The sequence below is a fragment of the Agrilactobacillus fermenti genome, assembly GCF_021030645.1.
Classification (GTDB): domain Bacteria; phylum Bacillota; class Bacilli; order Lactobacillales; family Lactobacillaceae; genus Agrilactobacillus; species Agrilactobacillus fermenti.
The window spans coordinates 1-25913 of the sequence record NZ_JACGCJ010000021.1 but is presented as its reverse complement, the minus strand read 5'-3'; the positions used below and the strand labels follow the sequence as shown (position 1 = coordinate 25913).

Below are 25913 nucleotides of genomic sequence, written 5' to 3'. Positions count from 1 at the left end.
CTCGATCCCACAAAATAGTAATGATTATTTTAATATATTAACGGCAACGTGATATTTTCGTACTGTTTCGACAGTAAACTCGTCATTGTAATCCCCAATAAACGCACACCGTGTTTCAAACTACCGTAAGTAGCCCATAATTCTTGGGCCGCTGTCAAAATATCAGCAGATTGATAAATATATTCCGCTAACGTCTGTCGCTTGGTGATGGTATTAAAGTCCTTATCCCGCATTTTTAAAACAACGGTCTTACCCTGAAGATTTTTATGAGCTAAAGCTGTAGCAACCAAACCGCTAAAATACTTTAATTGTGCCTGAATCTTTAATTCATCGTATATTGGCGGATTATAGGTGCGCTCTTTACCAACGGACTTGCGGGCACGGTCCGCCTGCACCGGTCGATTATCGATACCACGCACACGGCGATAGAGCATATAACCCATTTTTCCAAACCGATCGATCAAAAAACGTTCACTTTGAGCGTGCAAGTCAGCACCGGTATAAATTTGCAGTGCCTGCATTTTAGGCAAAGTCTTACGCCCAACGCCTTGAAATTTCTCAATCTTTAACTGCATTAAAAAAGACTCTGCTTGTTCTGGTAAAACCACCGTACGGCCAAACGGTTTGCGATAATCCGAAGCGAGCTTAGCAATGTATTTATTATAAGAAATACCCGTTGAACAGGTTAACGCTAAACGCTTATAGATTTTACTTTGAATATAAATGGCTGCCTCAATGGCTTGTTTAAAGCCTAACTTATTTTCTGTAACATCCAAATAAGCTTCATCTAGGGCAACTGGTTCGACCACATCGGTAACTTCCCGAAAAATATCATGAACCTGCCCAGAAACTTCCCGATAAGTGGCAAAATCCGGTGGCAAAAAAACGGGCCGTTGGTCTTTAGTTAATTCCCAGGCCTTTTGCGCTGGCATGGCTGAATGAACCCCAAATTGGCGTGCCACATAATTAGCTGTCGTCACGACGCCTTTACCATGCGTTTGCCGCGGATCTCGGGCAATAATCAGTGCCCGCCGACGCAATTTTGGATGCCGTTTCATTTCGATAGATGCATAAAAAGCGTCCATATCAACATGAATAATTTTACGATTTGTATGATTAATATTCGGTAATTCGAATAGCATTTCTTTCGTCATTCAATCACCCGATTTGTTGTACCCTAACAGACGGTAATTTTATTATAACAAATAAAAAGCCGATATAATAGGCATTATATCGACTCTCTTAAACTTGTTGTAATACAGTTTTTGTGTTTTGTTTTAGCGTTTTGTTTTAGCGCTTTGTATTATCTGTTGGCTGATAGATCCAGTGACGGCCAGTCTTCGCCAATAGTTCATCAGCAGCTTGAGGGCCGGCAGTCCCACTCTTATAATTCGGAAAGTCAGTTGGTGCCTGGCTGTCCCAGCGTTGGCGAATCGCATCTACAAATTGCCATGTAGCCTCTAATTCGTGCCAATGGCTGAAGTTAGTATTGTCACCAACCAATACATCTAAAATCAAACGTTCATAAGCATCTAAAACTTCATTGAGCATCTCTTTAGAATGATGATAACTCATTAAATAACTTTCTGGTGTTGTTGTTTGACCAACTTTTTTACCGTTATATTGTAATGTTACCCCTTCACTAGGTTCCACATCAATAGTCAAAATATTAGCTGCCGCAGGTTGATCAAAGATTTGGTTGGCACTTGGCTTAAATACAATATCGATTCGAGTGCGCTTTTCTGGTGTGCGTTTACCTGTGCGAATATAAATAGGTACACCAGACCACTGATCATTATCAATATCGATCTCACCAGCGACAAAGGTTTCAATTGGTGATTTAGGATCAACATTATTCTCTTGCCGATAAGCAGGTTCATGCTCTGGAATATCGCTGGCACCGTATTGACCGCGCACAAATTTGGCATCAACTTGTTCAGGGGTGTAGGGTTTCAAAGCTTGGAAAAGTAACCGCTTTTTATCTCTGATATCAGCGGCATTTAGGGCATCTGGGCGCTCTAATGTCGTCAAAGCAAGAATTTGCATCACATGATTTTGGACCATATCCCTCAGTGCCCCAGCCGTTTCATAATAGCCGGCACGATCTTCGACGCCTAAAGCTTCAAATAAGGTAATTTGAATATTATCGATAAATTGTTTATTCCAAACTTGCTCAAACATCGGGTTGGTAAAACGCATCGGCAACAAGCCTAAGACCATTTCTTTACCTAAATAATGATCAATGCGATAAATTTGTTCTTCCTTAAAAGCTTTACTGATTGCATCATTTAAATTTTTGGCACTTTCGTAATCACGGCCAAATGGTTTTTCGATCACTAATCGATTGAAACCTTGGTCAGACAATAAATCCTCTGATTTAATGTGATCGGCTATGGTCGCAAAAAACTTGGGCGCCATGGCCATATAAAAAACTCGATTACCTTGAGTATGATACTTTTGATCCAGTTCATCACCCAATTGACGTAGAGTTACATAATGGTTCGAGTCAGTCACATCATGGGATTGATAATAAAAATGTTTGGTGAAGGCTATCTTTTGATTGTAAGAACCTGGTAGTTCAGTGAGAGATTTTAAAATCGTATCACGGTAATAATCATCGCTCCAATCCCGCCGTGCTGTACCAATAACTGCAAAATTGTGCTTAATATGATCCTTGCGGTACAAATTAAATAATGCCGGATAAAGTTTACGGTGTGCTAAATCACCAGAACCACCAAAAATATAAATCAGTGCTTGATTTTCACTGTTATTTTCCAAGTGTAGCCCTCCTCTTATTTCTAACAAGCTATCATTTATTTTAAAGTCGTACATAATTAGATTCAAGCACAAATATTACTTTGATTTTAAAGGAAAATCAAGTCGTTGCTGCATAAAGTTTCTTATCGTTATATAAAAATAACAAGGATAATGAAACAATGGCGTTCAGCACACGTTTAAAATTTAATTGGTCGCAAATAAATAGTAGCTGAAAACAAAATGTTAGTTTTGTCCCAGCTACCTTGTAGTTTTATATTCAGTTATTTTACAACTAACTATTTATACGTCTAGAGAGAAGATTTTGGTCCAGCCCATTCATCTCGAATAATTTGTGCCATATCAGCAATCATTGGTTCTTTTGGATTGGTGATCGTACAATTATCCTCATAAGCTAATTCAGCTAATTGATCAGCTTGTTTATCAATTTGTGCTTTCGTGATGCCTTGATCTTTCAAAGACATCTTAACGCCAATACTCTCAGCCAGATCAACGATTGCTTGACAAAGGGCGTCTACTAACTCTGCGTTAGTTTTACCTTCCAAACCAACATAACGGGCAATATCCGCATAGTCGCTGTCAGCACGGAAGTAACTATATTTTGCCCATAATGCACGTTTCTCAGGCACCTTAGCATTGTATTGAATCACGTGTGGCATCGTAATTGCAATCATCCGTCCATGTGGTAAGTGGAAGGCACCACCCAATTTATGTGCAATCGAGTGATTGATACCCAACAGTGCATTGGCAAAGGCCATACCCGCCATAGTTGAAGCATCATGCATATTTTCCCGAGCATGAGCATCGCCGTTATAACTTGCTTTTAAGTTTTCAAAAACAATTTTAATGGCTTGTAAGCTTAGACCACGGGTATAGTTACTAGCCATTACTGACACGTAACTTTCAATTGCATGGCATAAAACGTCCAAACCGCTATCAGCGACAACTGTTTTTGGCACACTTTGAATGAATTGACTGTCTACGATCGCAACATCTGGTGTCAAAGCATAATCAGCTAATGGATATTTGACGCCCGTCTGACTATCCGTGATAACCGCAAATGGTGTCACTTCAGAACCAGTTCCAGAAGTCGTCGGCACGCAAATCAATTTTACATTATCCAATTTAGGAAATTTGTAAGTCCGTTTCCGAATATCCAAGAATTTTTGTTTTGCTTTGAAGAAGGAAGAATCAGGCGCTTGATAGAACATCCACATACCTTTAGCCGCATCCATCACCGAACCACCGCCGAGTGCAATGACTGTGTCTGGTTTAAAGTCGTTCATCATATCACGGCCTTTATAAACCGTGTCGGTAGATGGGTCCGGTTCAACATCTAAGAAAGATACAAATTCAACTTCATTTTTACGTAATTTCAAAGCATCTTCAACGATTTTGACATAGCCTAATCTTTCCATATCATGATCAGCTACAATAAATACCCGACTGATATCTTGCATTTTTTCTAAATAATTGATGGCATTTTTTTCAAAATAGATTTTAGGTGGTAGTTTGACCCACTGCAAGTTATTCCGGCGTTTTGCTACTGTCTTAATGTTCAACAAGTCGATCGTCCCCACATTGTGTGAAATAGAATTATGTCCATATGAACCACAGCCTAACGTCAACGATGGAATCATATTGTTATAAAGATCACCAATGCCACCGACACTTGAAGGTGAATTCACTAAAATCCGGCACGCCTTCATTTGAATCCCAAACTGAACGATCAAGTCATCATCGTTCGTATGGATCACAGCTGAATGGCCCAAACCACCTAATTCAAGCATTTCTTCAGCTAGTCTGAAACCATCTTGCTCATCTTTTGCCTTTAACAGTGCCAAAACTGGTGATAATTTTTCACGTGAAAGTGGATATTCATCACCAACGCCGTCAATTTCAGCAACTAGTACTTGTGTCCCCTTAGGCACTTTGATACCGGCCCATTTAGCGATCTCGATAGCAGAATGACCAACAACATTTGGATTCACGGCGTGTTTCTCTGGATCAATGACCGTATCAGAAAGTTGCTTCAATTCTTTAGGTTTGACTAAGTAAGCGCCTTGTTTGATAAATTCTTGTTTTACTTGATCATAGATCGGTGCTTCAACGATTGCTGCCTGTTCGGAAGCACAAATCATACCATTATCAAATGACTTCGATAATAAGATATCATTAACAGCTTGTTTCAGATTAGCAGTTTTTTCAATGAATGCCGGCACATTACCAGCACCAACACCTAAAGCTGGCTTGCCAGTGCTATAGGCCGATTTAACCATACCTGGGCCACCAGTTGCTAACACCGTTGCAACACCAGGATGATTCATTAATGTTTTCGTTGCATCAATACTTGGCGTTGGAATGTAGCTTAAAGCTCCAGCAGGTAAACCAGCTTTGACCGCAGCTGCTTTAATAATATCTAATGCAGCTGCTGAACATTTTTGCGCACTAGGATGAAATGCGAAAATAATTGGGTTTCTAGTCTTGATAGCAATCATTGCTTTAAACATGGTTGTGGAGGTTGGATTTGTAACTGGTGTCACACCAGCAATCACTCCAATAGGTTCAGCAATTTTCATAATTTGTTTATCTTCATCATTTTCAATAACACCAACCGTTTTGTCAGCTTTGATCGAATGCCAAATTTCTTCGGTTGCATACATATTTTTAATGGCTTTATCTTCATAAATGCCACGGCCGGTTTCTTCAACAGCAAGTTTTGCCAGATACATATGTTTATTTAAACCAGCAATCGCCATTTCGTGAACAATTGCATCAACTTTTTCTTGGTCAAATCCGTGCATCACTTGCAAAGCTTCTTGTGCATCCGCCACCAATTTATTGACCATTTCATCGACGTTAACAGCCTTTTTAACGTTTTTCTTTTTTGTATCTGTTACGTTTAGCATTCGATTATACCTCCAAGTTATCGGTTATTTGTTATCATTTTCACAATTATTATCATACAGGTTCACGTTAAACTTGTAAAGTGTTTTTTGTGATTTTTTTCACACTTTTTAAAATATATCAATTTTTCGCTAATTTTCGGCAAAAAAATAGAGGGGCCGGGACAAAATTAATGTTTTGTCTACGGCCCCTCTTATTTCACGAACAATTATATCTTAAACGCGTTACAAAAGGCAACGCCCTCACCCAACGACGAATGACTCAAATGGCAAGTCCACTATTTTTCGTAATTCTTGTTGGTACTCAGGCGCTGGGCGCCTTTTGTCTCACTCTCTCTTCAGTTTATACTTCTTTTAAAAAGTTCTACCCACACTTTATTACTTTGGCCCACAACTACAAAAAGATTATTCTGACTTTTTGTCTTCTGTCGTATTTGTATCAGTGGTATCGGTAGTCGTTTTTGTTTCAGTAGCTGTTGATGCCGGTGCAGCATTTTTTGTCTCTGCAGTGGCTGCAGGTGCACTCGTTGTACCTGTCGGAACAGCTGTATTTGCCTGTACATCACGGATTGCCGAAATATTAAAAGTTAAATAAATACCATCACTATCGATCACGACGGTTTTTGCGGCGGTATCAACTGAATCGATCACACCATGTAGACCACCAATCGTTACGATTCGATCGCCCTTTTTCATCTGACTAAACATTTCTTGACGTTTTTGTTGTTGTTTCTTTTGTGGTCGAATCATACTAAAGTACATGACAACCCCCATCACAATAATGATCAGAATGAAGGACCAGTTACCGCCACCTGCGGCTGCAAATAAATTCAATTAAAGACACCTCGTTTTATTTAATATATCAATTCTAGCAAAAAATGAACTTAATGACCACTAACCTAGAAATTCTTTGCTTTTTCTTTATTAAAACCATAGGCTTCAAAGAAATCTTGGCGAAACTCTAATAGATTATCATCCATAATTGCCTGCCGAACTTGTTGCATCAAATGTAACAAGAAATACAAGTTATGATAACTTGTTAAATGTAATCCAAAAATCTCATCAGATTTGATCAAGTGCCGAATATAGGCACGGGTATAGTTACGACAAGTATAACAATCACAATTTGGATCTAACGGTGTAAAATCTTCAGCATACTTAGCGTTTTTAACAACAACCCGTCCTTGAGAGGTCATTGCCGTACCATTACGCCCAATCCGAGTTGGTAAGACACAATCAAACATATCAATCCCCCGAATCACGCCATCAATTAGTGCATCCGCTGAACCCACACCCATTAAGTAGCGTGGTTTTTGTTCGGGTAATAATGGCGTTGTAAAATCTAAAACACGATTCATTTCTGACTTAGATTCGCCGACTGATAAGCCACCAATCGCATAACCCGGAAAATCCAGACTTACGAGATCTTTGGCACTTTGAGTTCGAAGATCCTGAAAACCGGCACCTTGAACAATACCAAAAAGACCTTGCTTTTCAGGATCACGATGTGCTTTCAACCCACGTTCAGCCCAACGACTAGTTCGCGCTACTGAGTCACGGACATATTCGTAACTTTCAAAGAATGGCGGACACTCATCCAAACTCATGATAATATCAGCACCCAAATCATTTTCGATTTGCAGGGCTTTTTCGGGTGATAAAAACATCTTCGCCCCATTTAAATGGTTCTTAAAGGTAACACCCTTTTCAGTGATATTACGATTTTCAGCTAAAGAAAAAACTTGAAAACCCCCAGAATCAGTTAAAACGCCGCGATCCCAATTCATGAATTGATGTAAACCGCCCGCTTTTTTGACGATTTCTTCACCCGGACGCAACCATAAATGATACGTATTTGAGAGAATGATGTTGGCACCCATCTCTTTCAATTCTTCTGGGGCCATGCTTTTCACAGAAGCTAATGTCCCTACCGGCATAAACATAGGGGTAGGAAAAGTACCGTGTGGGGTAATGATCTCACCCAAACGAGCACCAGTATGTTTTTCTTGTTTGATCAAGCGATATTGGATCGCTGCGGTCATATCAACAACTCCTAAAATCTAAACGATCGCCTTTGCGGCTTTAAACGACAATAGTTTGAGTCTAGCATAAAACTAACATAAATTTAACTCATCTGTCTCAAACAAGCTTTATTTAATAAACATCGCATCGCCAAAACTGAAGAAACGATAACGTTCATCGATTGCATGCTGATAGGCTTTTAAAATTAATTCTCGACCTGTAAATGAAGCAACTAACATCACCAAAGTCGATTTAGGTAAATGGAAATTTGTAATAAACGCATCCACAACTTTCCATTGATACCCTGGCTTAATGAAAATATCTGTCCAGCCACTATCTGCTTTGATTTGACCATCAAATTTTGTACCAATTGTTTCTAGTGTCCGAATTGATGTTGTACCGGTAGCAATGATACGGCCGCCATTAGCGCGAACATCATTCAAAGTTTTAGCAGCTGCTTCACTCAAACGGTAAAATTCTGAATGCATTTTATGATCTTCAATATTATCAACCGAAACCGGTCTAAATGTCCCCAGACCAACGTGTAATGTTAAGTAAACCAGCTTGATACCTTTATCTTGGGTCTTTTTTAGCAACTCTTTTGTCCAATGTAAGCCAGCGGTTGGCGCTGCAGCAGAACCGCTCTCTTTGGCATAAACGGTTTGATACATTTCTGGATCATCCAGCTTAGCTTTAATATACGGCGGTAGTGGTGTTTCCCCTAGCTTATCCAAAATCTCCATAAAAATCCCATCGTAGTCAAATTTAACCATTCGACCACCATGTTCTAATTCTTTTGTAACGGTTGCCTTCAATAAACCATCACCAAATTCAATAACAGTCCCAACTTTGGCATGGCGCGCTGGTTTCATCAAAGTTTCCCAGTTGTCGCCCTCGGTATTATGTAGCAGTAATACTTCCATATGCCCCTTTGTATCTGGCTTAATACCATACAAGCGGGCAGGCATCACACGAGTATCGTTCATTACCACCGCATCACCAGGATTTAATTCATCCAAAATATCGTAGAAATGCTTATCTTCCATTTTTCCAGTTTGGTGATCCAAAACGAGCATCCTTGAAGCATCCCGTTCCTTTAAAGGTGTTTGAGCAATTAATTCTTGAGGTAAATCATAATCAAAATCTTCAGTTGTTAACATATAATAATACGCCGCTTTCTAATTAATTATTTAGCTTCAGGCTGTTGAAGTCCTAGATGTTGGTAACTCTTAGCAGTTGCCATTCGTCCCCGAGGTGTCCGTTTTAAAAAGCCACTTTGCATCAAATAAGGTTCGTACATCTCTTCAATTGTTTGAACCTCTTCGCCAACATTGGCCGCTATAGTCTTTAAACCAACCGGGCCACCGTTATAAAATTTGATGATCATTGTCAAAATTTTACGATCCACTTGGTCTAAGCCGTCATTATCGACTTCCAATTGATTCAAGGCATCATCAGCCGTACTGGCATCAACGCAATGTTGTCCCGCTACCTGAGCAAAATCACGGATTCGCTTTAATAAGCGATTGGCGACTCGCGGTGTGCCGCGAGAGCGACGGCCGACTTCAATAGCACCATCAGCTGTGATTTTTATATTAAAAATATCTGCTGTCCGCTGGACGATTGTCTTAAGTTCAGCCACTGTATAATAACTCATATGGGCGACGATGCCAAACCGATCGCGCAAAGGTGCCGACAGTAAACCTGCTCTGGTGGTTGCACCAATCAAAGTAAAAGGCGGCAATGGAAAATGGACCGGGTGCGCCGCCGGACCTTCACCAACCACAATATCGATGTAAAAATCTTCCATAGCCGAATAAAGCACTTCTTCAACAGCTTTAGGCAGGCGATGAATCTCATCAATGAAAAGAATATCCCCTGCTTTTAGTTCAGCTAATAAAGCGACCAAATCACCAGATTTTTCAATTGCTGGCCCACTAGTTGTCCGCACATGGACCCCCATTTCGTGACCAATCACAAAAGCCAAGGTCGTTTTACCCAGACCAGGAGGGCCATATAGGAGGACATGGTCCAAAGCTTCTTCGCGTTTTTTTGCAGCTTCGATATAAACGCGCAGCTCATTTTTAATTTTTTCTTGACCAATATACTCTTGAATGGTTCTAGGCCTGAGCGATTTTTCGATAATCGTTTCTTGATCATCATCGGCGGTTTGAGCGACCAGACGATCTTGATCAAATGCTTCTGACATCTTAAACGCTCCTTTACTTCGTTAACAATCGCAAACCCTCTCTCAGGTATGCATCTGTTGAATCTGCTGAAAATTGTTCTAATGTTGGTACGATCTTTTGAACTTCACGATTTGAAAAACCTAAAGCACTTAAAGCCGCTAAAGCATCTTGTAAGGAAGATGCTTCTTGAGGTTTGGTCTTCGTAACCACAGAACTTTCGGTTGCAAAAATATCCCTTTGACCAAGTTTTGTTACTTTATCTTTTAAATCGATCACGATTTGTTGGGCTGTTTTTTTACCGACCCCAGGAAACTTAGTCAAAAACTTAATATCTTCTGTACGGATCGCTTTGATCAAACCATCGTGATTACTGGCAGCTAAAATCGCCAAGGCACTTTTGGGGCCAATACCAGTAACAGCAATCAATAACTCAAAAAGCTGTTTCTCAGCTTGATCGACAAAACCATATAAGATTTGTGCACTTTCAGTAATGGTTTGATGGATATAAATTTTAGTTGTTTGGGCCTCTGTATAGGCAAAAGGATTTGCTACTAATATTTTGTAGCCAATCCCATTGACATCAAGGACAACATAACTTGCTTCGATTTGCACGAGCAAACCCTTTAAATATTCAAACATGATTTTAAACTCCTTGGTGGGGTACAAATGTTTGCGTTCTTGATTGTATCATATTTTTTAGTATTTTTCGAAAATAGAAAACAAGCTAAAAAACAGGCAGCGACTGCACACGAATCAGAGCCAAACAAATAGCGGCTTGGCCATGATACCTGATTTTATGCTTCAGCCTTCACCGAATAAGCGCAGCCCGACAACACCAGCAATGATCATCAAAACGAACAGCCCCTTTAGCCAGTTAAAAGATTCTTTCAAAACGAGAACGCCATAAGCTACCGAACTAATTGCGCCGATCCCTGTCCACACGGCATAGGCGATCCCCAAGGGTACCGTCTTGGTCACAATACTTAAAATCGTGATACTCACAAGTACAAAAGCCATGGCAATCAAACTATACCAACGTTTCCCGCTGCTTTGTGCTTTACTAACAAAGGCAATAAAACCCAATTCACAAAATCCAGCAATAATTAATAAAAACCAGTCCATTATTGATCACCAGCCTTTTTAGTTGGAAGATCATCAGCTAGTTTCAAGCCAATAATACCAATCAATAAAATCACCAGAGCGACAATTTTCAAGGGTTGGTGCGATTCATGTAAAAACAACATTCCAACAATTGAAGTTCCAGCTGTACCAATTCCCGTAAAAACAGCATAAGACACACCAACCCCAAATTCATTGATCACTGACTCTAACAGGTAAAAACTGACAAACAGAATCACAATGGTGATTAATGTCGGCCACAAGCGCGTGAAACCGTGTGAAAGGGTCATTGTATAAGCCCAGCCGATTTCAAGCAAGCCAGCCAATATCAACTTAAAATAACTCAATTAACTCAACCTCCATTATTAAAATCCAAACAAAAAGCCCTTAGAATGCATGGCTACATCCTAAGAGCCGAAATTCTCCACTTAACAATATCTAATTGTTTTAAGTTTAGCACATTTCTGTTATAAACCAAAACTTGTATGTGCATCTTGAATTCGTTTAAACATTTTGGCCATATCCTTGTCCGTAAAATGGACTAACACCGGTCGACCATGGGGACAATTAAATGGATTCTCAGCCTGGCGTAAATGCTGTAGTAGTGCTTTAGCTTGTAATGTATCGAGATGATGATTGGCCTTGATGGCGCGCTTACAGCTCATCATAATAGCCGTCTTTTCCCGAAACTTAGCTACCGTCATATGCTTATCAGCCAAAACATAGTCGATCATTTCTTTGAGTGTCTCTTCCTCTTGACCTTTTTTAAACCAAGTGGGATGTGTATGCACCACAAAGCTATTCTGACCAAATGGCTCCAAATGTATACCGACCTTGGCCAATAAGTCGAGCCGATTACTAATAGCCAAATAATCGGCACTAGGATAGTTCAGCACGATCGGTACTAATAAATTTTGTTGGTCCTGACTCACCTCACCAATCGCTTGCCGATACTTTTCATAATTGACCCGTTCTTGAGCCGCATGCTGATCTACTAAATAAAATCCATCTTCACTCTCAGCAATTAAATAAGTCCCATGGATTTGACCGATATAAGCCAGATCAGGAAACCGCGGTTCGGTGGGCGTACCTGCTGTTTGTAACTGGTCCTCAGCGGCAGTACCGGAATCTGCTGTACTTGATGTATCAAAAATTGCCGGTGGTGTTTCTGTTTGATAACGCTGATCCCAAGCGGCTAAGCGTTGTGGCTCTTTAAATATGACACCTGTTGATACTGAGTAAGCCGAACTAGCTGAGGCCGCATTTTGCGACTGGACTGGCTGGGTATCTGATTGCATTGCCAATTGAGCGGGCTGTTCCTGAATTGTATCAGCTTTAGCAGACTGGACAGCTGAAGGCGCATTCGCACTTGTCTGAGCATGTCCTTGCGGTTTCAAATAAGCGGCCGAAGTCGCATCCAAATCAACGGCCAGTTGTTCTGATTTCTGTTTATGCGTCTGTTGTTGACCTTGCAAATTACTAATGGCATCAGGAATCAAATTTTGTGCCCGCATTTTATCAGCAATACTCTGCGTGATCAATGTTCCGAGTTCATCTTCTTTGCTTAAACGAACTTCTTGTTTCGTGGGATGCACATTCACATCTACCAAAAAAGGATCCATTTGCAAATTCAAAATTGCTAATGGGTAACGACCAACCATTAATTTACTGCCGTAGCCAGCAATAATTGCCTTATTTAACGCATAATTTTTCACATAACGGCCATTGATGAATAAAGAAACATAATTACGGCTGGCTCGTGTTAGCTTGGGTAGAGATACAAAGCCAGTTATTTTAAAATCCAAATCATGATTTTCAATCGCCAACATTTGCCGACCGACACCAACACTATAAATCTCAGTGATCGTGCGCAGGAGCTGGCCGGACCCGCTGGTTTTCAATAAAATATTTTGATTACTGGAAAATGTAAAAGCAATTGCTGGATTTGCCAATGCGAGCCGATTTAAAATGTCAGCAATATGTGATAGTTCTGTGTTGACTGACTTGACATATTTTAAACGTGCCGGCGTATTGAAGAATAGATCACGCACTTCAACAGAAGTGCCTTGACGAGAGGTCTGCGTTATTTCCGACAGAATCTTACCACCTTCGAGCTTAATCAAGGTGCCCAATCCTGGTTGCGTTGCCGTCAACATGGTCGTCCGTGAAACGGCCGCAATGCTCGCTAAAGCTTCCCCACGAAACCCTAAGGAGTGAACCCGAAATAAATCATCTCGACTTGAAATTTTACTAGTCGTATGTGGTAAAAAAGCCAATTCAACTTGATCTTTTTTGATACCCCCACCATTGTCACTAATAAAAATACGACTTAAACCAGCATCTGTAACACTAATATCGATCTGATCGGCACCCGCATCGATGGCATTCTCAACGAGCTCTTTGACAACTGAGGCAGGGCGCTCCACCACTTCCCCAGCAGCAATTTGATTGCTAAGCTGCTCCGGTAATTCATGAATATCTGGCATCTAACACCCTCCTTAGTTATTATTTTTTTAATTGTCGCTGCCATTTATAAATCAAGTTCATTGTATCCATCGGCGTCTGGCTCATAAGATCCAATTCATGAATAGCGCGCAGTACTTTCTCTGCTTTAGAGTCTACAACCTCTGGTTCTTTAAATAAAGATAATTGCCCATCTGGCTCAACTTCAGGTAATGGCTGCTGTGTTTCTTGAATTGCTGCCGGTTGTTCCCGTGGTGTTTGACTCGTTGAGTTTGGTGTTTTGATCTTTGGCGTAGCAGCTGGCTTACTAGGTGTATTTGCCTTAGAACCAGCTTCCAAGTGCTGTAAAATGCCATCGGCACGTTTCAATAAGCTATCCGGTAGACCGGCTAACTTAGCGACATGAATTCCGTAAGATTTATCGGCTGGGCCAGGCAAAACTTTATGCATAAAAATCAACTTGCCATTTTCCTCAGTCGCGCCAACATGGATGTTTTTTAGTTTGGCTAATGTATCACTGAGCTGTGTTAGTTCATGATAATGAGTGGAAAAAAGTGTTTTAGCGTGGATATGATCATGGATATACTCAATAATGGCCTGGGCTAAAGCCATACCATCATAAGTTGCAGTTCCTCGGCCCAGTTCATCAAATAAAACTAAACTGCGATTGCTGGCATGAGCCAGGGCATAATTGGCTTCGATCATTTCCACCATAAACGTACTTTTACCTGAAATTAAATCATCACCAGCACCTATACGGGTAAAGATTTGATCAAATATCGGTAACTCACAAGTATCGGCCGGTACAAAAGAACCAATTTGAGCCATGACCACGGTTAAAGCCAATTGACGCATATAAGTGCTTTTACCTGACATGTTGGGACCCGTGATCAATAACACATCTGTCGTTTGATCCATGGTTACGTCATTGGCAATATACTGTTGGGGCCCCAACACTTTTTCGACCACGGGGTGACGGCCATTTTCAATATGAATGCCCTTTTGATGGCTGACAAATTTCGGCTGGATATAGTGCTGCTCTTCGGCAATTACCGAAAAGCCCTGCAAAACATCAATTTCAGAGATAATTGCTGCCAAGTGCTGCAGCCTTTGAATCTGCTGCTTGATTTTCTCGCGGATTTCCGTAAACAGTTCATATTCCAAAGCAGTTGATTTTTCTTGAGCCTCTAAGATCAATTGCTCTTTTTCTTTTAACTCCGGCGTAATGTAGCGCTCAGCATTGGTCAAGGTTTGTTTGCGTTCAAAGCGATCTTTAGGTACCAATTTAAGGTTGCTGTTAGTTACTTCAATATAGTAGCCAAAAACCTTGTTGAATCCAATTTTCAGATTATGAATGCCCGTTGTTTTACGTTCCTGAGCTTCTAGATTCAAAATCCATTGTTTGCTGTTATTCATCGCATCCCGATATTGATCTAACTGTTCATTATAGCCGGCTTTGATGACGCCACCATCTGTTACAGAGATTGGTGCATCGTCCATGATTGCTCGATCAATCAAATCATAAACTTCAGGGACTTCATCCAATTTTGGCAATAGTGCGCGTAAGCTTTTCGTATCCATCTGCTGTAAAACATTTTTAATAACTGGCACTTGTGCTAAAGAGCCTTTCAGTTGCAGCAAGTCACGACCATTAACACTGCCAAAAGCAACCCGCCCGGCTAACCGCTCCAAATCATAAACTTTCGTCAAAGCTTCTTGTAAGGTGCTGCGTTCAAAAAAATGAGCCATAAAATCGGCCACCCGGGTCTGTCTGGCTTCGATTTCTCGACGCGTAATCAATGGCCGATCCAGCCACTGCTTTAATAAACGGCCACCCATCGCAGTCTTAGTTTTATCTAATAGCCATAATAAAGTTCCTTGACGTTCACCTGTTCGCATTGATCGGGTTAATTCTAAAGTTTCTTTAACTTGATGATCCATCCGTAAAAATTGATCGGCTTCATATTGGACTGCGATCTGTAAGTGTGCTAGGGCACGCTTTTGCGTCGATACTAAATAAAGCACCAAAGTCTTGAGCACCGCTCGGGTAATCGGTTCATCAATGCCTTGGCTGACAAAGCTAACTTCTGCCGTCGGTTTTTGATCAGCTTGGACAGAAACTAAAATATCCAGCCGATCCAATTGCTGGCGGTACTGCTGCGGTAAATCCTCGGGTACCACAACTTCTTTGGTCTGCAAACTTAACATTTCACTGGTAACGGCTTCAAACTCACTAAATTGAGTGACAAAAATTTCACCAGTCGCTAAATCGGCATAGGCAAAACCAAACTGCTGTTGATCCACATAAAGGGCAGTTAAATAATTATTTTCCTTTGCTTGTCCAGGCTTATCCTCCATGACAGTACCTGGTGTGACCAGTTGAATCACCGCCCGTTTAACCATACCAACTGCTTTACGCGGATCTTCCATTTGTTCACAAATCGCAACTTTATAGCCTTTATCCACCAAAATATCCACATAGTTCTGCGCGGCATGATGTGGCACACCACACATTGGAATTGGATCATCTGCGCTCTTATTTCTAGCAGTGAGTGTTAATTCTAATAATTGCGAGCCTTTGATGGCGTCATCATAAAACAATTCATAAAAATCACCGATTCGGTAGAATAAAAAGGCATCAGGATATTGATCCTTGATGGCCTGGTATTGCTTCATCATTGGCGTATCTTGTGTCTTCTGTGGCATAAAAATCTCCTTATCTATTGATCTTTATCTGCCAAAATTTTGTCTAATTGTGCTTGAAAATAATGCGTCATATATTCTAAAAGCTCATTGGCTTCATATAAACTCTGGCGGTATGCAATGGTCAGCGGATCAGTTTCAATTGCTTTTTCTAAATGATCGGCTTTGGTTTTAGCCGCCAAAGCAGCCTTGTTTTTTTGAATGCGCTGATAGGCCACGATTTCTTTTTGTGCCCGTTCTAATTGCTGCTGCTGCTTTTGTAGCGGCCGATTGTGTTTAACTTGCGCTTCGATCTGTTGGTACGTTTGAATCGTTGGGACAGCTGCTATCGCTTCAGTAACAGCCGTCAATGCTTGCCGAATATCAGCTGGCAACGCTGCTAATTGTTGATCGAGTTGTTGATCTGCCACAGCTTACATCTCCACTAAAGGATGATCTGGGTCGATCCGAATCGCCTGGATTTTCTTAGCTTTACCACTAGTCGCATCTAAATCTATATAACAAGCACCTAATTGACCAGGACCACTTTCAATTGGTTCAAACCGTGATGGCAAGTTGGTCAAAAAAGAATGTAAGACTGGTTCTGGCTTAACGCCTAAAATACCATTGTAACTGCCAACCATACCTACATCCGACAAATAAGCCGTCCCCTTTGCCAAAATACGGGCATCATTGGTTTGAACATGTGTGTGAGTTCCGACCACCGCGGTCACACGGCCATCTACATAATGGGTAAAAGCCAATTTTTCACTAGTGGCTTCACCATGAAAATCTACAAAACAAAGATTCGTTTCGGTTTTAATTTTTGTTAATAAAGCATCTATTTTTTGAAAGGGATCATCAATATTATCTAAAAAAACGCGGCCCTGCAAATTAACTACCGCTAACTTAACACCATTCACATTGATCATGGTATAGCCGGCACCAGGTACTTGTGGTGGAAAGTTTGCTGGGCGAATCAACTTGGAAGTACCGCCGATAAAATCGACAGTCTCGCGCTTACGAAATGCATGGTTGCCCAAAGTAACCACATCAGCCCCAGCCAGTAATAAAGCTTTGTATAACCTTTCAGTGATACCTTTGCCATCAGCAATATTTTCACCATTGATAATCGTAACTTGGGGTTTTAACTGATGCTTTAATGCAGGCATATACTTTTGAACTAACGTTAATCCTAATTGCCCAACCACGTCCCCAACAAATAAAATACGCAATCAACAACGCTCCCTTTTTAAACTTAGTGTCATTTTACCAATATTTACGTCAAAATAACAGCATACTAGTAATTTTGAACTATCTTAAAACAATATCGCCGCCACTTAAAGACCCCCAGAAATTAACACATTAGGCTAATCTCTAGGGGCTTCTGGTTTTAAATTAACTATACAATTACAGGTTAATGACGAACGTATTTGGTTGTAACGTGTCTCATACGCTTATTTAGCTAAATGGTACGTATAGTTGGCAACCACAATGTTTTCCTTATTTGCAAAAGCTTGGCGCAAACGTAAGGCTGTTTGATTATGCAAAGCTTGCTGCCAGTGCTTTTTAGGCACAAATTGAGGGATCAGTACAGTCGTAGAATAGTTTCGCCGTAAAGCATTACGACTAATCACTGAGGTAAAGCGCACTAATGGCTTAGCAATGGAACGATAGTTAGAGTGTACGTCCACGAAACGTACCTCAGGAAAATCTTTCTTGAATTGTGCTTGAATCTCTTTTTCCTTCTCAGGATTTTCATCCATGGAAACGTGGACAGCGATCACGTAATCACCTAATGACTCTGCATAACTTAAAGCTGCTTTCGTTACTTGGGTGACATTACTGATCAAAACGATAATCGTGGCACCATCATAATGGTGTAGCTCAGCATCAGTCGCCTCTAGCCGCAACTGCTCAGCAACTTGGGCATAATGCCCATGAATTTTGTAAAAGAGTGCGACTAATAAAGGCATGATCACGAAAAACAGCCAAATATCACGAATTCGATAGATGAATAAAATCAGCAGGATTGCAAATGAAATCAAGGCTCCAGTGAAATTAGCAGCAGATTTGCCAAGCCACCCTTTAGGCCGTTGCCGCCACCATTTTACGATCATCCCTGTCTGGGAAAGTGTGAACGGAATGAACACGCCCACGGCATATAATGGAATCAGGTTAGCCGTGACACCATTGAAGAGAACGATCAACACACCAGACCCGATTGCTAATGTCAAAATACCATTAGAATAGCCTAACCGATCGCCACGATCCATATAGTTATGCGGTAAAAACTTATCTTTTGCTAAATTGTAAGCTAGGACTGGGAAGGCTGAAAAACCAGTGTTAGCAGCAACTGCCAAAATGAATGCTGTTGCAAACTGGACAATATAAAATAGGAATCCATGACCAAATGTAGTACTAGCGACCTGAGAAAGCACGGTTACTTTCTCCTGCGGCACGATCCCATAATAATAGTTCAAGTAAGTGATTCCAGCAAAGAAAGCCCCTAAAATCAAAGCCATAATTGCCAATGTCTCAGCTGCATGTTTTGCCCGCGGTTTTTTGAAGAACGGCACTGCATTACTAATAGCCTCAACACCAGTCAGCGACGAAGATCCGGAACTAAAGGCGCGGAAAATCAAGGCCATTGAAATACCTGGTACCACGCCACCAATATGTTGTGCGGCTTTAAACGGAATTGCGCCTGTAAAAATCTTATAGAGCCCCACAATGATCATTAATGTGATGACAGCAACGAATAAATAAACGGGCACCATCAAAAATGAAGCCGATTCGCGCATGCCCCGTAGATTCATAAGCATCAATATAATAATGATCACTAAAGAAATTGCGACTTGATGACCATATAACCCTGGAATTGCCGATGTGATTGCCTCCGCACCGGCAGACACACTAACAGAAACCGTCAGCATGTAATCGATCAATAAGGACCCGCCAGCAGCTAAGCCAGCATTACGCCCTAAATTATCACTCGAAACTTTATAGGCACCGCCACCGCCAGGATAAGCGTGAATGATCTGCCGATAGGATAAAGTCAGTGACAGTAATAATACCAGCACAAAAATAGCGATTGGAATGGAGTACCAAATCGCAGCAATAGACAACTGTGCTAGCACTAAAACAATTTGCTCAGTCCCATATGCGACTGAGGACAGTGCATCTGAACTGAGCATGGCTAGTGCTTTTAATTTTCCGAGTTTTTGTCCGCCTTCTTCTGAGGACTTTAACGGACGTCCAATGAATATCCGCTTAAGTTGTTGCATATTCTTTCCCCTTAAGTTGTTTCAATTTTTTTCATTATACGAATCTATTGTAGTCTACAACATTCAAAAAAGAAAAGCTATGCAAAATTCGGATTATTTACGTTTTTGCTGAATGATCACGACATCATGATACTGTAATTTACGTTTTGCTCGAGCTTCAACCTTGGCTTTGGCTGCTGGATCGACCGTTAATTCAGTTCGAGAAACTTCTGGAAAAAGCTTATCAATTGTAAAATCAATTTCTTCAGATTTGATTTTACGTTTATCAGCCATCATGATCACGTCGACTTCACTAAAAGCATCAATATAATAAATATGAACAGCATCTAACGTATAAGTCTTGAAAAATTTAATCGCTGTTTTGCCGTAAAGATAATTGATCGTGCGTGGAATCATTTTATGCAAGCTGGCGTTTAAACGGACTGGGGTTTCAATCAAATGCATGGTCATCACTCCATTTTCTAATAGTTTATATAATAATTATATATAAAAAACAGTATCAAACCAAATAATTTGTCTGGTTTGATACTGCTCATTTAATTAAAAATTCAATTTTTTTAAAACCACTAAGATTTAATTAGCTTACATCATGCCGCCCATGCCGCCAGTTGGATCAGCTGGTGCAGCTGGTGCAGGGTTCTTTTCAGGAATATCACTAACAACAGCTTCGGTTGTCAAGATCAATGAAGCAACGGAAGCAGCGTTTTGTAAGGCTGAACGTGTCACTTTAGTTGGGTCAATGATCCCAGCATCGATCATATTGTCCCACTTGTCAGTGGCCGCATTATAACCAATTTCTGGTTTTTCATCTTTAAGATGTTCAACAATGACAGAGCCTTCTTTACCAGCATTGTAGGCGATTTGACGTACTGGTTCTTCTAATGCCCGTAAAACAATATTGATCCCGGTTTGAACGTCACCTTCATCAGACAATGCAGCAACAGCTGGAATAGCGTTCATCAATGCTGTACCACCACCAGCGACGTAACCTTCTTCAACGGCTGCGCGTGTGGCATTTAAGGCATCTTCGATCCGATATTTACGTTCTTTTAATTCAGTTTCAGTTGCAGCACCAACATTGATGACAGCAACACCGCCAGCTAACTTAGCCAAGCGTTCTTGTAATTTTTCACGATCAAAATCAGAAGTTGTTTCAGCAATTTGTTTCTTGATCATGTCCACACGTTCTTGGATGTCGTTCTTAGAACCAGCACCTTCAACAATTGTGGTATCATCTTTAGTAACTGTTACCTTACCAGCAGTCCCTAATTGATCAATCGTTGTATCTTTCAAATCTAAACCAAGATCTGAAGTGATCACAGTCCCACCAGTTAAAATAGCGATATCTTCAAGTTGAGCTTTACGGCGGTCACCAAAACCAGGTGCCTTAACTGCAACAACATTGAATGTCCCACGGATCTTGTTCAAAACTAAAGTTGGTAAAGCTTCCCCTTCAACATCATCGGCAATGATCAATAATGACTTACCTTGTTGAACGATTTCTTGCAATAATGGTAAAATTTCTTGGATGTTAGAAATCTTTTTATCTGTGATCAAAATGTAAGGATTATCTAAATCAGCTTCCATCTTGTCATTATCAGTAACCATATATTGTGACAAGTAACCACGATCGAATTGCATACCTTCAACAACGTTTAATTCGGTATCAATACCTTTAGATTCTTCAATCGTGATGACGCCATCATGACCAACTTTTTCCATAGCATCAGCAATTAATTTACCGACTTCTTCATTGCTGGAAGAAACAGAAGCAACTTGGGCAATCTGATCTTTAGTTTCAACTTTATGCGAGTTTTTACGTAAAGCTTCAACGGCAGCTTTAGTTGCTTTTTCAATCCCAGAACGGATACCAACTGGGTTAGCACCGGCAGTGACATTCTTCAAACCTTCACGAACGATTGCTTGTGTTAAAACCGTTGCTGTTGTTGTACCATCACCTGCGATATCGTTAGTCTTGGAAGCAACTTCAGAAACTAATTTAGCACCCATGTTTTCATAATGATCTTCTAATTCAATATCTTTTGCAATTGTAACCCCATCATTGGTAATTTCAGGAGCACCATAAGATTTTTCAAGAACGACATTGCGACCTTTAGGGCCTAATGTTGTTTTAACGGTATCAGCTAATTTATCAACACCACGTAGCATTGCAGAACGTGCGTCTTCAGAAAACTTAATATCTTTTGCCATTTTTACTACCACCTCAGTTATTTTATTTTTTTAGTTATTCAACAACGGCCATGATATCTTTTTCATGTAATACAAGATAATCTTCGCCTTCATATTTAACTTCAGATCCGGCATATTTGTCGAACATGACAACTTGTCCATTTTTAACAGACAAAGGGACACGTTTTCCGTCTTCTGCTAAAGTACCTTCACTGACGGCAACAATTTCACCAGTTTGTGGTTTTTCTTTGGCATTATTCGCTAAAACGATGCCACCGACAGTTTCTTCTTCTTGTTCTTGAACTTTAACGATCACACGGTCACCTAATGGTTTTAACACAAAAAATCCCTCCAATAAATCAGTTATATTTAAGATTTAGCACTCTCGATGGACAAGTGCTAACCACAAGAAATATAATATACATGTTCGCTGCTTATTGCAAGTTTTTTAAACATATTTTTGAAAAAACAAAGGAGTATTTATTTTGAAAGCTCGAAATACCACTGCTTTAACCTTATTACTTTATTTGATCTTAATGATCATGCCCTCTTTTTTTCTAAAGTTCCTCCCAGCTAAAAATGGGTATTTTCTAGTAATGACATTATGGTACCTACTAGGCATGTTGTTGTTACTATGGCTCAATACCAAAATTGCACCTAACAATGTGATTGAAAATGCAAACCCCTTTACCACCAAACCTAAAGTCATTATCTGGGGCCTGATAGGCGGCGTACTAGCCATCTTTTTACAACTAGGCGCTAGCACTTTGGAAAGACTACTTTTTCACATCCCCACTGCTTCACAAAATACCGCGACTTTATTAGCAACGATGACAACGTATCCTTACTACGTCATCAGCGTGCTTTTATTTTTACCAATCATTGAGGAGCTTGTTTACCGCAAAACAATTTTTGGCCGTTTGGTACCTTTCACCGGTAAAATTGGTGCCGCAATTATATCATCATTGGTTTTTGCCTTTGCCCACCAAGATGGTCACATTTTACTTTATAGTACTATTGGTCTTTTCTTCTGCTTCTTATATAATTATACGGGTAGGATCTGGACAACAATGTTGGCTCATATGTTGATGAATAGTCTTGTATTCATCTTTAGTGTTCAAAGCTGGCATTGATCGTTGATATCAGCCGTAAAAGTTAATTAACGATAGATTCTTAGGCTGTATAAAAGCCGGTCAATCATTTGCGAGCGCTAAAATTTTGGGTACAAAAAAAGTCCAAAAACAAAATGTTGCTTTTGTTTCAGACTTCTCATGTTCTGTATTGGCTAATTATCAAATTTTAAAGTAACATCTTCACCACCGGGCTTGTCACCTTTTTCGTAGTGATCTAAGAAGTAAATCAAGGTTTGCAGTTCATTAGCCAGATCCACGTTTTGTACACGGACATGATCAGGCACCGAAAGTCGTAACGGCGTAAAATTCAAAATACCGCGAACACCGGCTTCAACTAGTTGGTTTGTCACATCTTGAGCAGCTGGATTAGGGACAGTTAAAATAGCAATATCGATCTGCTGATCCTTTAATTGTTCAACCAATTCAACCATTGGATAAATTGGGACACCACTTTGAATGGTACCTGTAATTGCTTCATTATTGTCAAAAGCTGCACTAATACGGATGCTATTCGTTTGTCTAAAGTTATAGTTTAATAAGGCATGGCCTAAATTGCCGACTCCGACCAGCGCGACGTTTGTTAGCCGATCTTGGTTTAAAATCTTTTTGAAAAAATTCAATAAGTCATTAACGTCGTACCCGTAACCGCGTTTGCCTAATGCCCCGAAATATGAGAAGTCACGTCTGATTGTCGCAGAATCAACTTTTACGGCCTCAGATAATTCGGTAGATGAAACTTTTTTCTTGTCAGCATCGTTTAAAAAGTTCAGATAGCGATAGTAAAGTGGCAATCTTTTGGCAGTTGCCTTGGGAATTTTAATTTCTGCCATTATGTGTCCCCTTTCAAGTTTTCATAGATTGTGAAATTACATCCTGAACAAGTAATCAACTCGTATGTATATTACTTGATTTAATAGTAAAAATCAAACAAATTATCCGCCGAACAAACTATTTAATTGTGAAAAGTCAAGGCTAACGCCTATGCCTATCCGTTTTCATACTTATTTTTTTTAAGTCCATTTTTTATAGAAAGGTGCCTCATTTTGATATTATTACAAGCACAAAAAGTTGCCCGGGAATTTTCCGGCGATTATATCTTTAAAAATCTCTCTTTAGAAATTCAAACTGGTGATCGGACCGCTTTAGTTGGACCTAATGGTGCCGGTAAATCAACTCTACTTAAAATTCTTGCAGGTATAAATGCCCCCGACGAGGGTCAAGTAACAACGCCCAAAGATATGACTATGGGCTATTTAGCACAAGATACGGGTTTAGATTCAGACAAAACAATTTATGAAGAAATGTTAACCGTCTTTGCACCCTTACAAAAGATGGAACAACAAATGCATGACCTAGAAACACAAATGGCCAATGATGCCCATAATACAGAATTGCTAAAACAATATGATAACTTACAACACCGGTTTACTGAACAAAATGGGTACGGTTATCAAGCTGAAATTCGTGGTGTCCTGCACGGGTTTCAGTTTCCTGAATCAGTACAATCCAAGCCAATCAATACATTATCTGGTGGTGAAAAATCACGTTTAGCGCTGGCCAAATTGTTATTGGAGAAACGCGACTTATTAATTCTTGACGAGCCTACCAACCACCTAGATATTGAAACCTTGACTTGGCTGGAAAATTATTTATCTGGCTATCCCGGTGCTCTTTTGGTAGTTTCTCACGACCGTTACTTTTTAGACCACGTGGTACACGATGTTTATGAAATACATAGTGATCGTTTGGACCATTACAAAGGTAATTACTCCAAATTTTTAGTGGAAAAGCAAAAGCATCTAGAATTAGAATGGAAAGCCTATGAAAAGCAACAAGCTGAAATTAAGAAAATGCAAGATTTTGTGGATAAGAATATTGTCCGTGCGTCTACAACTAAACAAGCCCAAAGCCGCCGCAAACAATTAGAAAAATTAGATCGTATTCAAAAACCAACTAACGACGATCAAACGATTCATTTTCGCTTTGAGGCTGAGACTAAGAGCGGTAACGACGTTCTGCGCGTCAAAAATGCAGCGATTGGCTATGAGCCAGACAAAATCATGGCTGAACCTGTTAATTTATCAGTGGATCGGCGTCACATTCACGCCATCATTGGTACCAATGGTGTTGGTAAATCTACTTTACTACGGAGTATTATTGGCCAAATTCCTTTGATCAAAGGTGAGATCCAATTAGGTACCGGCGTCTCTATTGGCTATTACGACCAGGAACAGCGCAATCTGCATCCTAGTAAAACCGTCCTTGATGAAATCTGGGATGAACACCCAACAATGCCAGAAAAAGACATTCGTACAATACTCGGCAGTTTTTTATTTACCGGCGATGATGTGGCTAAAGTTGTAGCCCAGCTATCCGGTGGTGAAAAAGCCCGGCTATTATTAACAAAATTAGCGCTAGAACATGATAACTTCCTGATCATGGACGAACCGACAAACCACTTAGATATCGATAGCAAAGAAGTTCTGCAACAAGCACTAGAAAACTTTAATGGGACCGTGCTATTTGTTTCACATGATCGCTACTTTATCAACCGCTTAGCTACCGAAATCACCGAGATCACACCCGAAGGCAGCACCCTTTATTTAGGCAACTATGATTACTACCTAGAGAAAAAAGCCGAAATTGAAGCCATGAAAGCCGAGGATAACCCAACAACCCCAACCGACACCTCAGGAAACACTCAAGCGCAAACGGCTTACAAGGAAAGCAAAACTGAACAACGCGCGCGCCGCAAATTAGAACGCGAAGTGGCCACACTTGAAACCCAAATTGATGATTTAACTGCTCAAAGTCAAGATATTCAAACGCAGATGGCAGCTCCAGAAATCGCAACCAGCTATTCTAAAATGCAGGCACTTCAAGAACAACTGGATGCCATTGAACAGAAACTAGCCCCTTTAGAAGAAGCTTGGACTGAAAAAAGCATGCTTCTGGAAGATGGTGGTCAAGACTAACTGATCCACTTTTGGAACACGGTTAAAATTAATTGTTCGCAAGCAAAAACATACTAAGATTAGATCTGTTGATGAAGTATATTCTTACTTCGGTCAACAGATCTTTTTTGATCAATTATAAAAATACCGTTCACTCATTGGGGCTTCGAGCCCGTCCTATTCTTTTGGTAAA

Annotated in this window: 21 protein-coding genes; 2 read left to right on the top strand and 19 right to left on the bottom strand. The window is 40.3% G+C overall.

Going from position 1 to position 25913, the window contains the following annotated elements; translation table 11 throughout:
- Positions 1 to 29: 29 nt before the first annotated feature.
- The 18 genes from dinB to groES all read right to left on the bottom strand — a co-directional run bounded on the left by dinB (position 30) and on the right by groES (position 21973).
- On the bottom strand, positions 30 to 1154 hold the full coding sequence (dinB, locus tag FHQ08_RS08540; RefSeq protein WP_230913989.1) for a DNA polymerase IV: 1125 nt from the start codon (positions 1152 to 1154) through the stop codon (positions 30 to 32).
- A 136-nt stretch (positions 1155 to 1290) separates the two neighbouring features.
- Positions 1291 to 2778, bottom strand: a complete 1488-nt coding sequence (gene zwf / locus FHQ08_RS08535; protein ID WP_230913988.1) for a glucose-6-phosphate dehydrogenase — start codon at positions 2776 to 2778, stop codon at positions 1291 to 1293.
- A 287-nt stretch (positions 2779 to 3065) separates the two neighbouring features.
- Entirely contained in the window at positions 3066 to 5684 is a 2619-nt protein-coding gene (gene adhE, locus FHQ08_RS08530; RefSeq protein WP_230913987.1) for a bifunctional acetaldehyde-CoA/alcohol dehydrogenase, read from the bottom strand.
- A gap of 402 nt (positions 5685 to 6086) precedes the next feature.
- Positions 6087 to 6515 (bottom strand): preprotein translocase subunit YajC, encoded by a 429-nt coding sequence (gene yajC / locus FHQ08_RS08525; protein WP_269073918.1) that lies wholly within the window; start codon positions 6513 to 6515, stop codon positions 6087 to 6089.
- Positions 6516 to 6580: 65 nt separating this feature from the next.
- Complete coding sequence (tgt, locus tag FHQ08_RS08520; RefSeq protein WP_230913986.1) at positions 6581 to 7723, bottom strand: tRNA guanosine(34) transglycosylase Tgt; 1143 nt, start codon at positions 7721 to 7723, stop codon at positions 6581 to 6583.
- Between the two features lie 108 nt (positions 7724 to 7831).
- The gene (gene queA, locus FHQ08_RS08515; protein WP_230913985.1) at positions 7832 to 8863 is read right to left on the bottom strand and encodes a tRNA preQ1(34) S-adenosylmethionine ribosyltransferase-isomerase QueA; all 1032 of its coding nucleotides are present in this window, start codon (positions 8861 to 8863) and stop codon (positions 7832 to 7834) included.
- A gap of 26 nt (positions 8864 to 8889) precedes the next feature.
- Complete coding sequence (ruvB, locus tag FHQ08_RS08510; RefSeq protein ID WP_230913984.1) at positions 8890 to 9912, bottom strand: Holliday junction branch migration DNA helicase RuvB; 1023 nt, start codon at positions 9910 to 9912, stop codon at positions 8890 to 8892.
- Positions 9913 to 9925: 13 nt separating this feature from the next.
- The gene (gene ruvA, locus FHQ08_RS08505) at positions 9926 to 10531 is read right to left on the bottom strand and encodes a Holliday junction branch migration protein RuvA (protein WP_230913983.1); all 606 of its coding nucleotides are present in this window, start codon (positions 10529 to 10531) and stop codon (positions 9926 to 9928) included.
- 162 nt (positions 10532 to 10693) lie between these two features.
- Positions 10694 to 11014, bottom strand: a complete 321-nt coding sequence (locus FHQ08_RS08500; RefSeq protein WP_230913982.1) for a DMT family transporter — start codon at positions 11012 to 11014, stop codon at positions 10694 to 10696.
- Positions 11014 to 11358 (bottom strand): DMT family transporter, encoded by a 345-nt coding sequence (locus FHQ08_RS08495; protein ID WP_230913981.1) that lies wholly within the window; start codon positions 11356 to 11358, stop codon positions 11014 to 11016. Before FHQ08_RS08495 ends, FHQ08_RS08500 begins: the two co-directional genes overlap by 1 nt.
- Positions 11359 to 11478: 120 nt before the next feature.
- The gene (gene mutL / locus FHQ08_RS08490; RefSeq protein ID WP_230913980.1) at positions 11479 to 13497 is read right to left on the bottom strand and encodes a DNA mismatch repair endonuclease MutL; all 2019 of its coding nucleotides are present in this window, start codon (positions 13495 to 13497) and stop codon (positions 11479 to 11481) included.
- Between the two features lie 19 nt (positions 13498 to 13516).
- Entirely contained in the window at positions 13517 to 16180 is a 2664-nt protein-coding gene (gene mutS / locus FHQ08_RS08485) for a DNA mismatch repair protein MutS (protein ID WP_230913979.1), read from the bottom strand.
- Between the two features lie 14 nt (positions 16181 to 16194).
- Entirely contained in the window at positions 16195 to 16587 is a 393-nt protein-coding gene (locus FHQ08_RS08480; RefSeq protein WP_230913978.1) for a YlbF family regulator, read from the bottom strand.
- A gap of 3 nt (positions 16588 to 16590) precedes the next feature.
- Positions 16591 to 17391 carry a TIGR00282 family metallophosphoesterase gene (locus tag FHQ08_RS08475; protein WP_230913977.1) on the bottom strand — a complete coding sequence of 267 codons (801 nt, stop codon included), beginning with the start codon at positions 17389 to 17391 and terminating at the stop codon, positions 16591 to 16593.
- Between the two features lie 222 nt (positions 17392 to 17613).
- Positions 17614 to 19443: an amino acid permease gene (locus tag FHQ08_RS08470; protein WP_230913976.1), complete on the bottom strand. Its 1830-nt coding sequence runs from the start codon at positions 19441 to 19443 to the stop codon at positions 17614 to 17616.
- A 93-nt stretch (positions 19444 to 19536) separates the two neighbouring features.
- The gene (locus FHQ08_RS08465; protein WP_230913975.1) at positions 19537 to 19887 is read right to left on the bottom strand and encodes a DUF1827 family protein; all 351 of its coding nucleotides are present in this window, start codon (positions 19885 to 19887) and stop codon (positions 19537 to 19539) included.
- 138 nt (positions 19888 to 20025) lie between these two features.
- Positions 20026 to 21654: a chaperonin GroEL gene (gene groL, locus FHQ08_RS08460; protein ID WP_230913974.1), complete on the bottom strand. Its 1629-nt coding sequence runs from the start codon at positions 21652 to 21654 to the stop codon at positions 20026 to 20028.
- 34 nt (positions 21655 to 21688) lie between these two features.
- A complete protein-coding gene (gene groES, locus FHQ08_RS08455; RefSeq protein ID WP_230913973.1) occupies positions 21689 to 21973 on the bottom strand; it encodes a co-chaperone GroES in 285 nt (94 codons plus the stop codon).
- Between the two features lie 145 nt (positions 21974 to 22118).
- On the opposite strand from groES, the gene FHQ08_RS08450 reads away from it, so the two are divergent.
- A complete protein-coding gene (locus FHQ08_RS08450) occupies positions 22119 to 22766 on the top strand; it encodes a CPBP family intramembrane glutamic endopeptidase (protein WP_230913972.1) in 648 nt (215 codons plus the stop codon).
- Between the two features lie 152 nt (positions 22767 to 22918).
- On the opposite strand, the gene FHQ08_RS08445 is transcribed toward FHQ08_RS08450, so the two are convergent.
- Positions 22919 to 23596: a redox-sensing transcriptional repressor Rex gene (locus tag FHQ08_RS08445; protein ID WP_230913971.1), complete on the bottom strand. Its 678-nt coding sequence runs from the start codon at positions 23594 to 23596 to the stop codon at positions 22919 to 22921.
- A gap of 213 nt (positions 23597 to 23809) precedes the next feature.
- On the opposite strand from FHQ08_RS08445, the gene FHQ08_RS08440 reads away from it, so the two are divergent.
- The gene (locus tag FHQ08_RS08440; protein WP_269073916.1) at positions 23810 to 25741 is read left to right on the top strand and encodes an ABC-F family ATP-binding cassette domain-containing protein; all 1932 of its coding nucleotides are present in this window, start codon (positions 23810 to 23812) and stop codon (positions 25739 to 25741) included.
- Positions 25742 to 25913 lie beyond the last annotated feature (172 nt).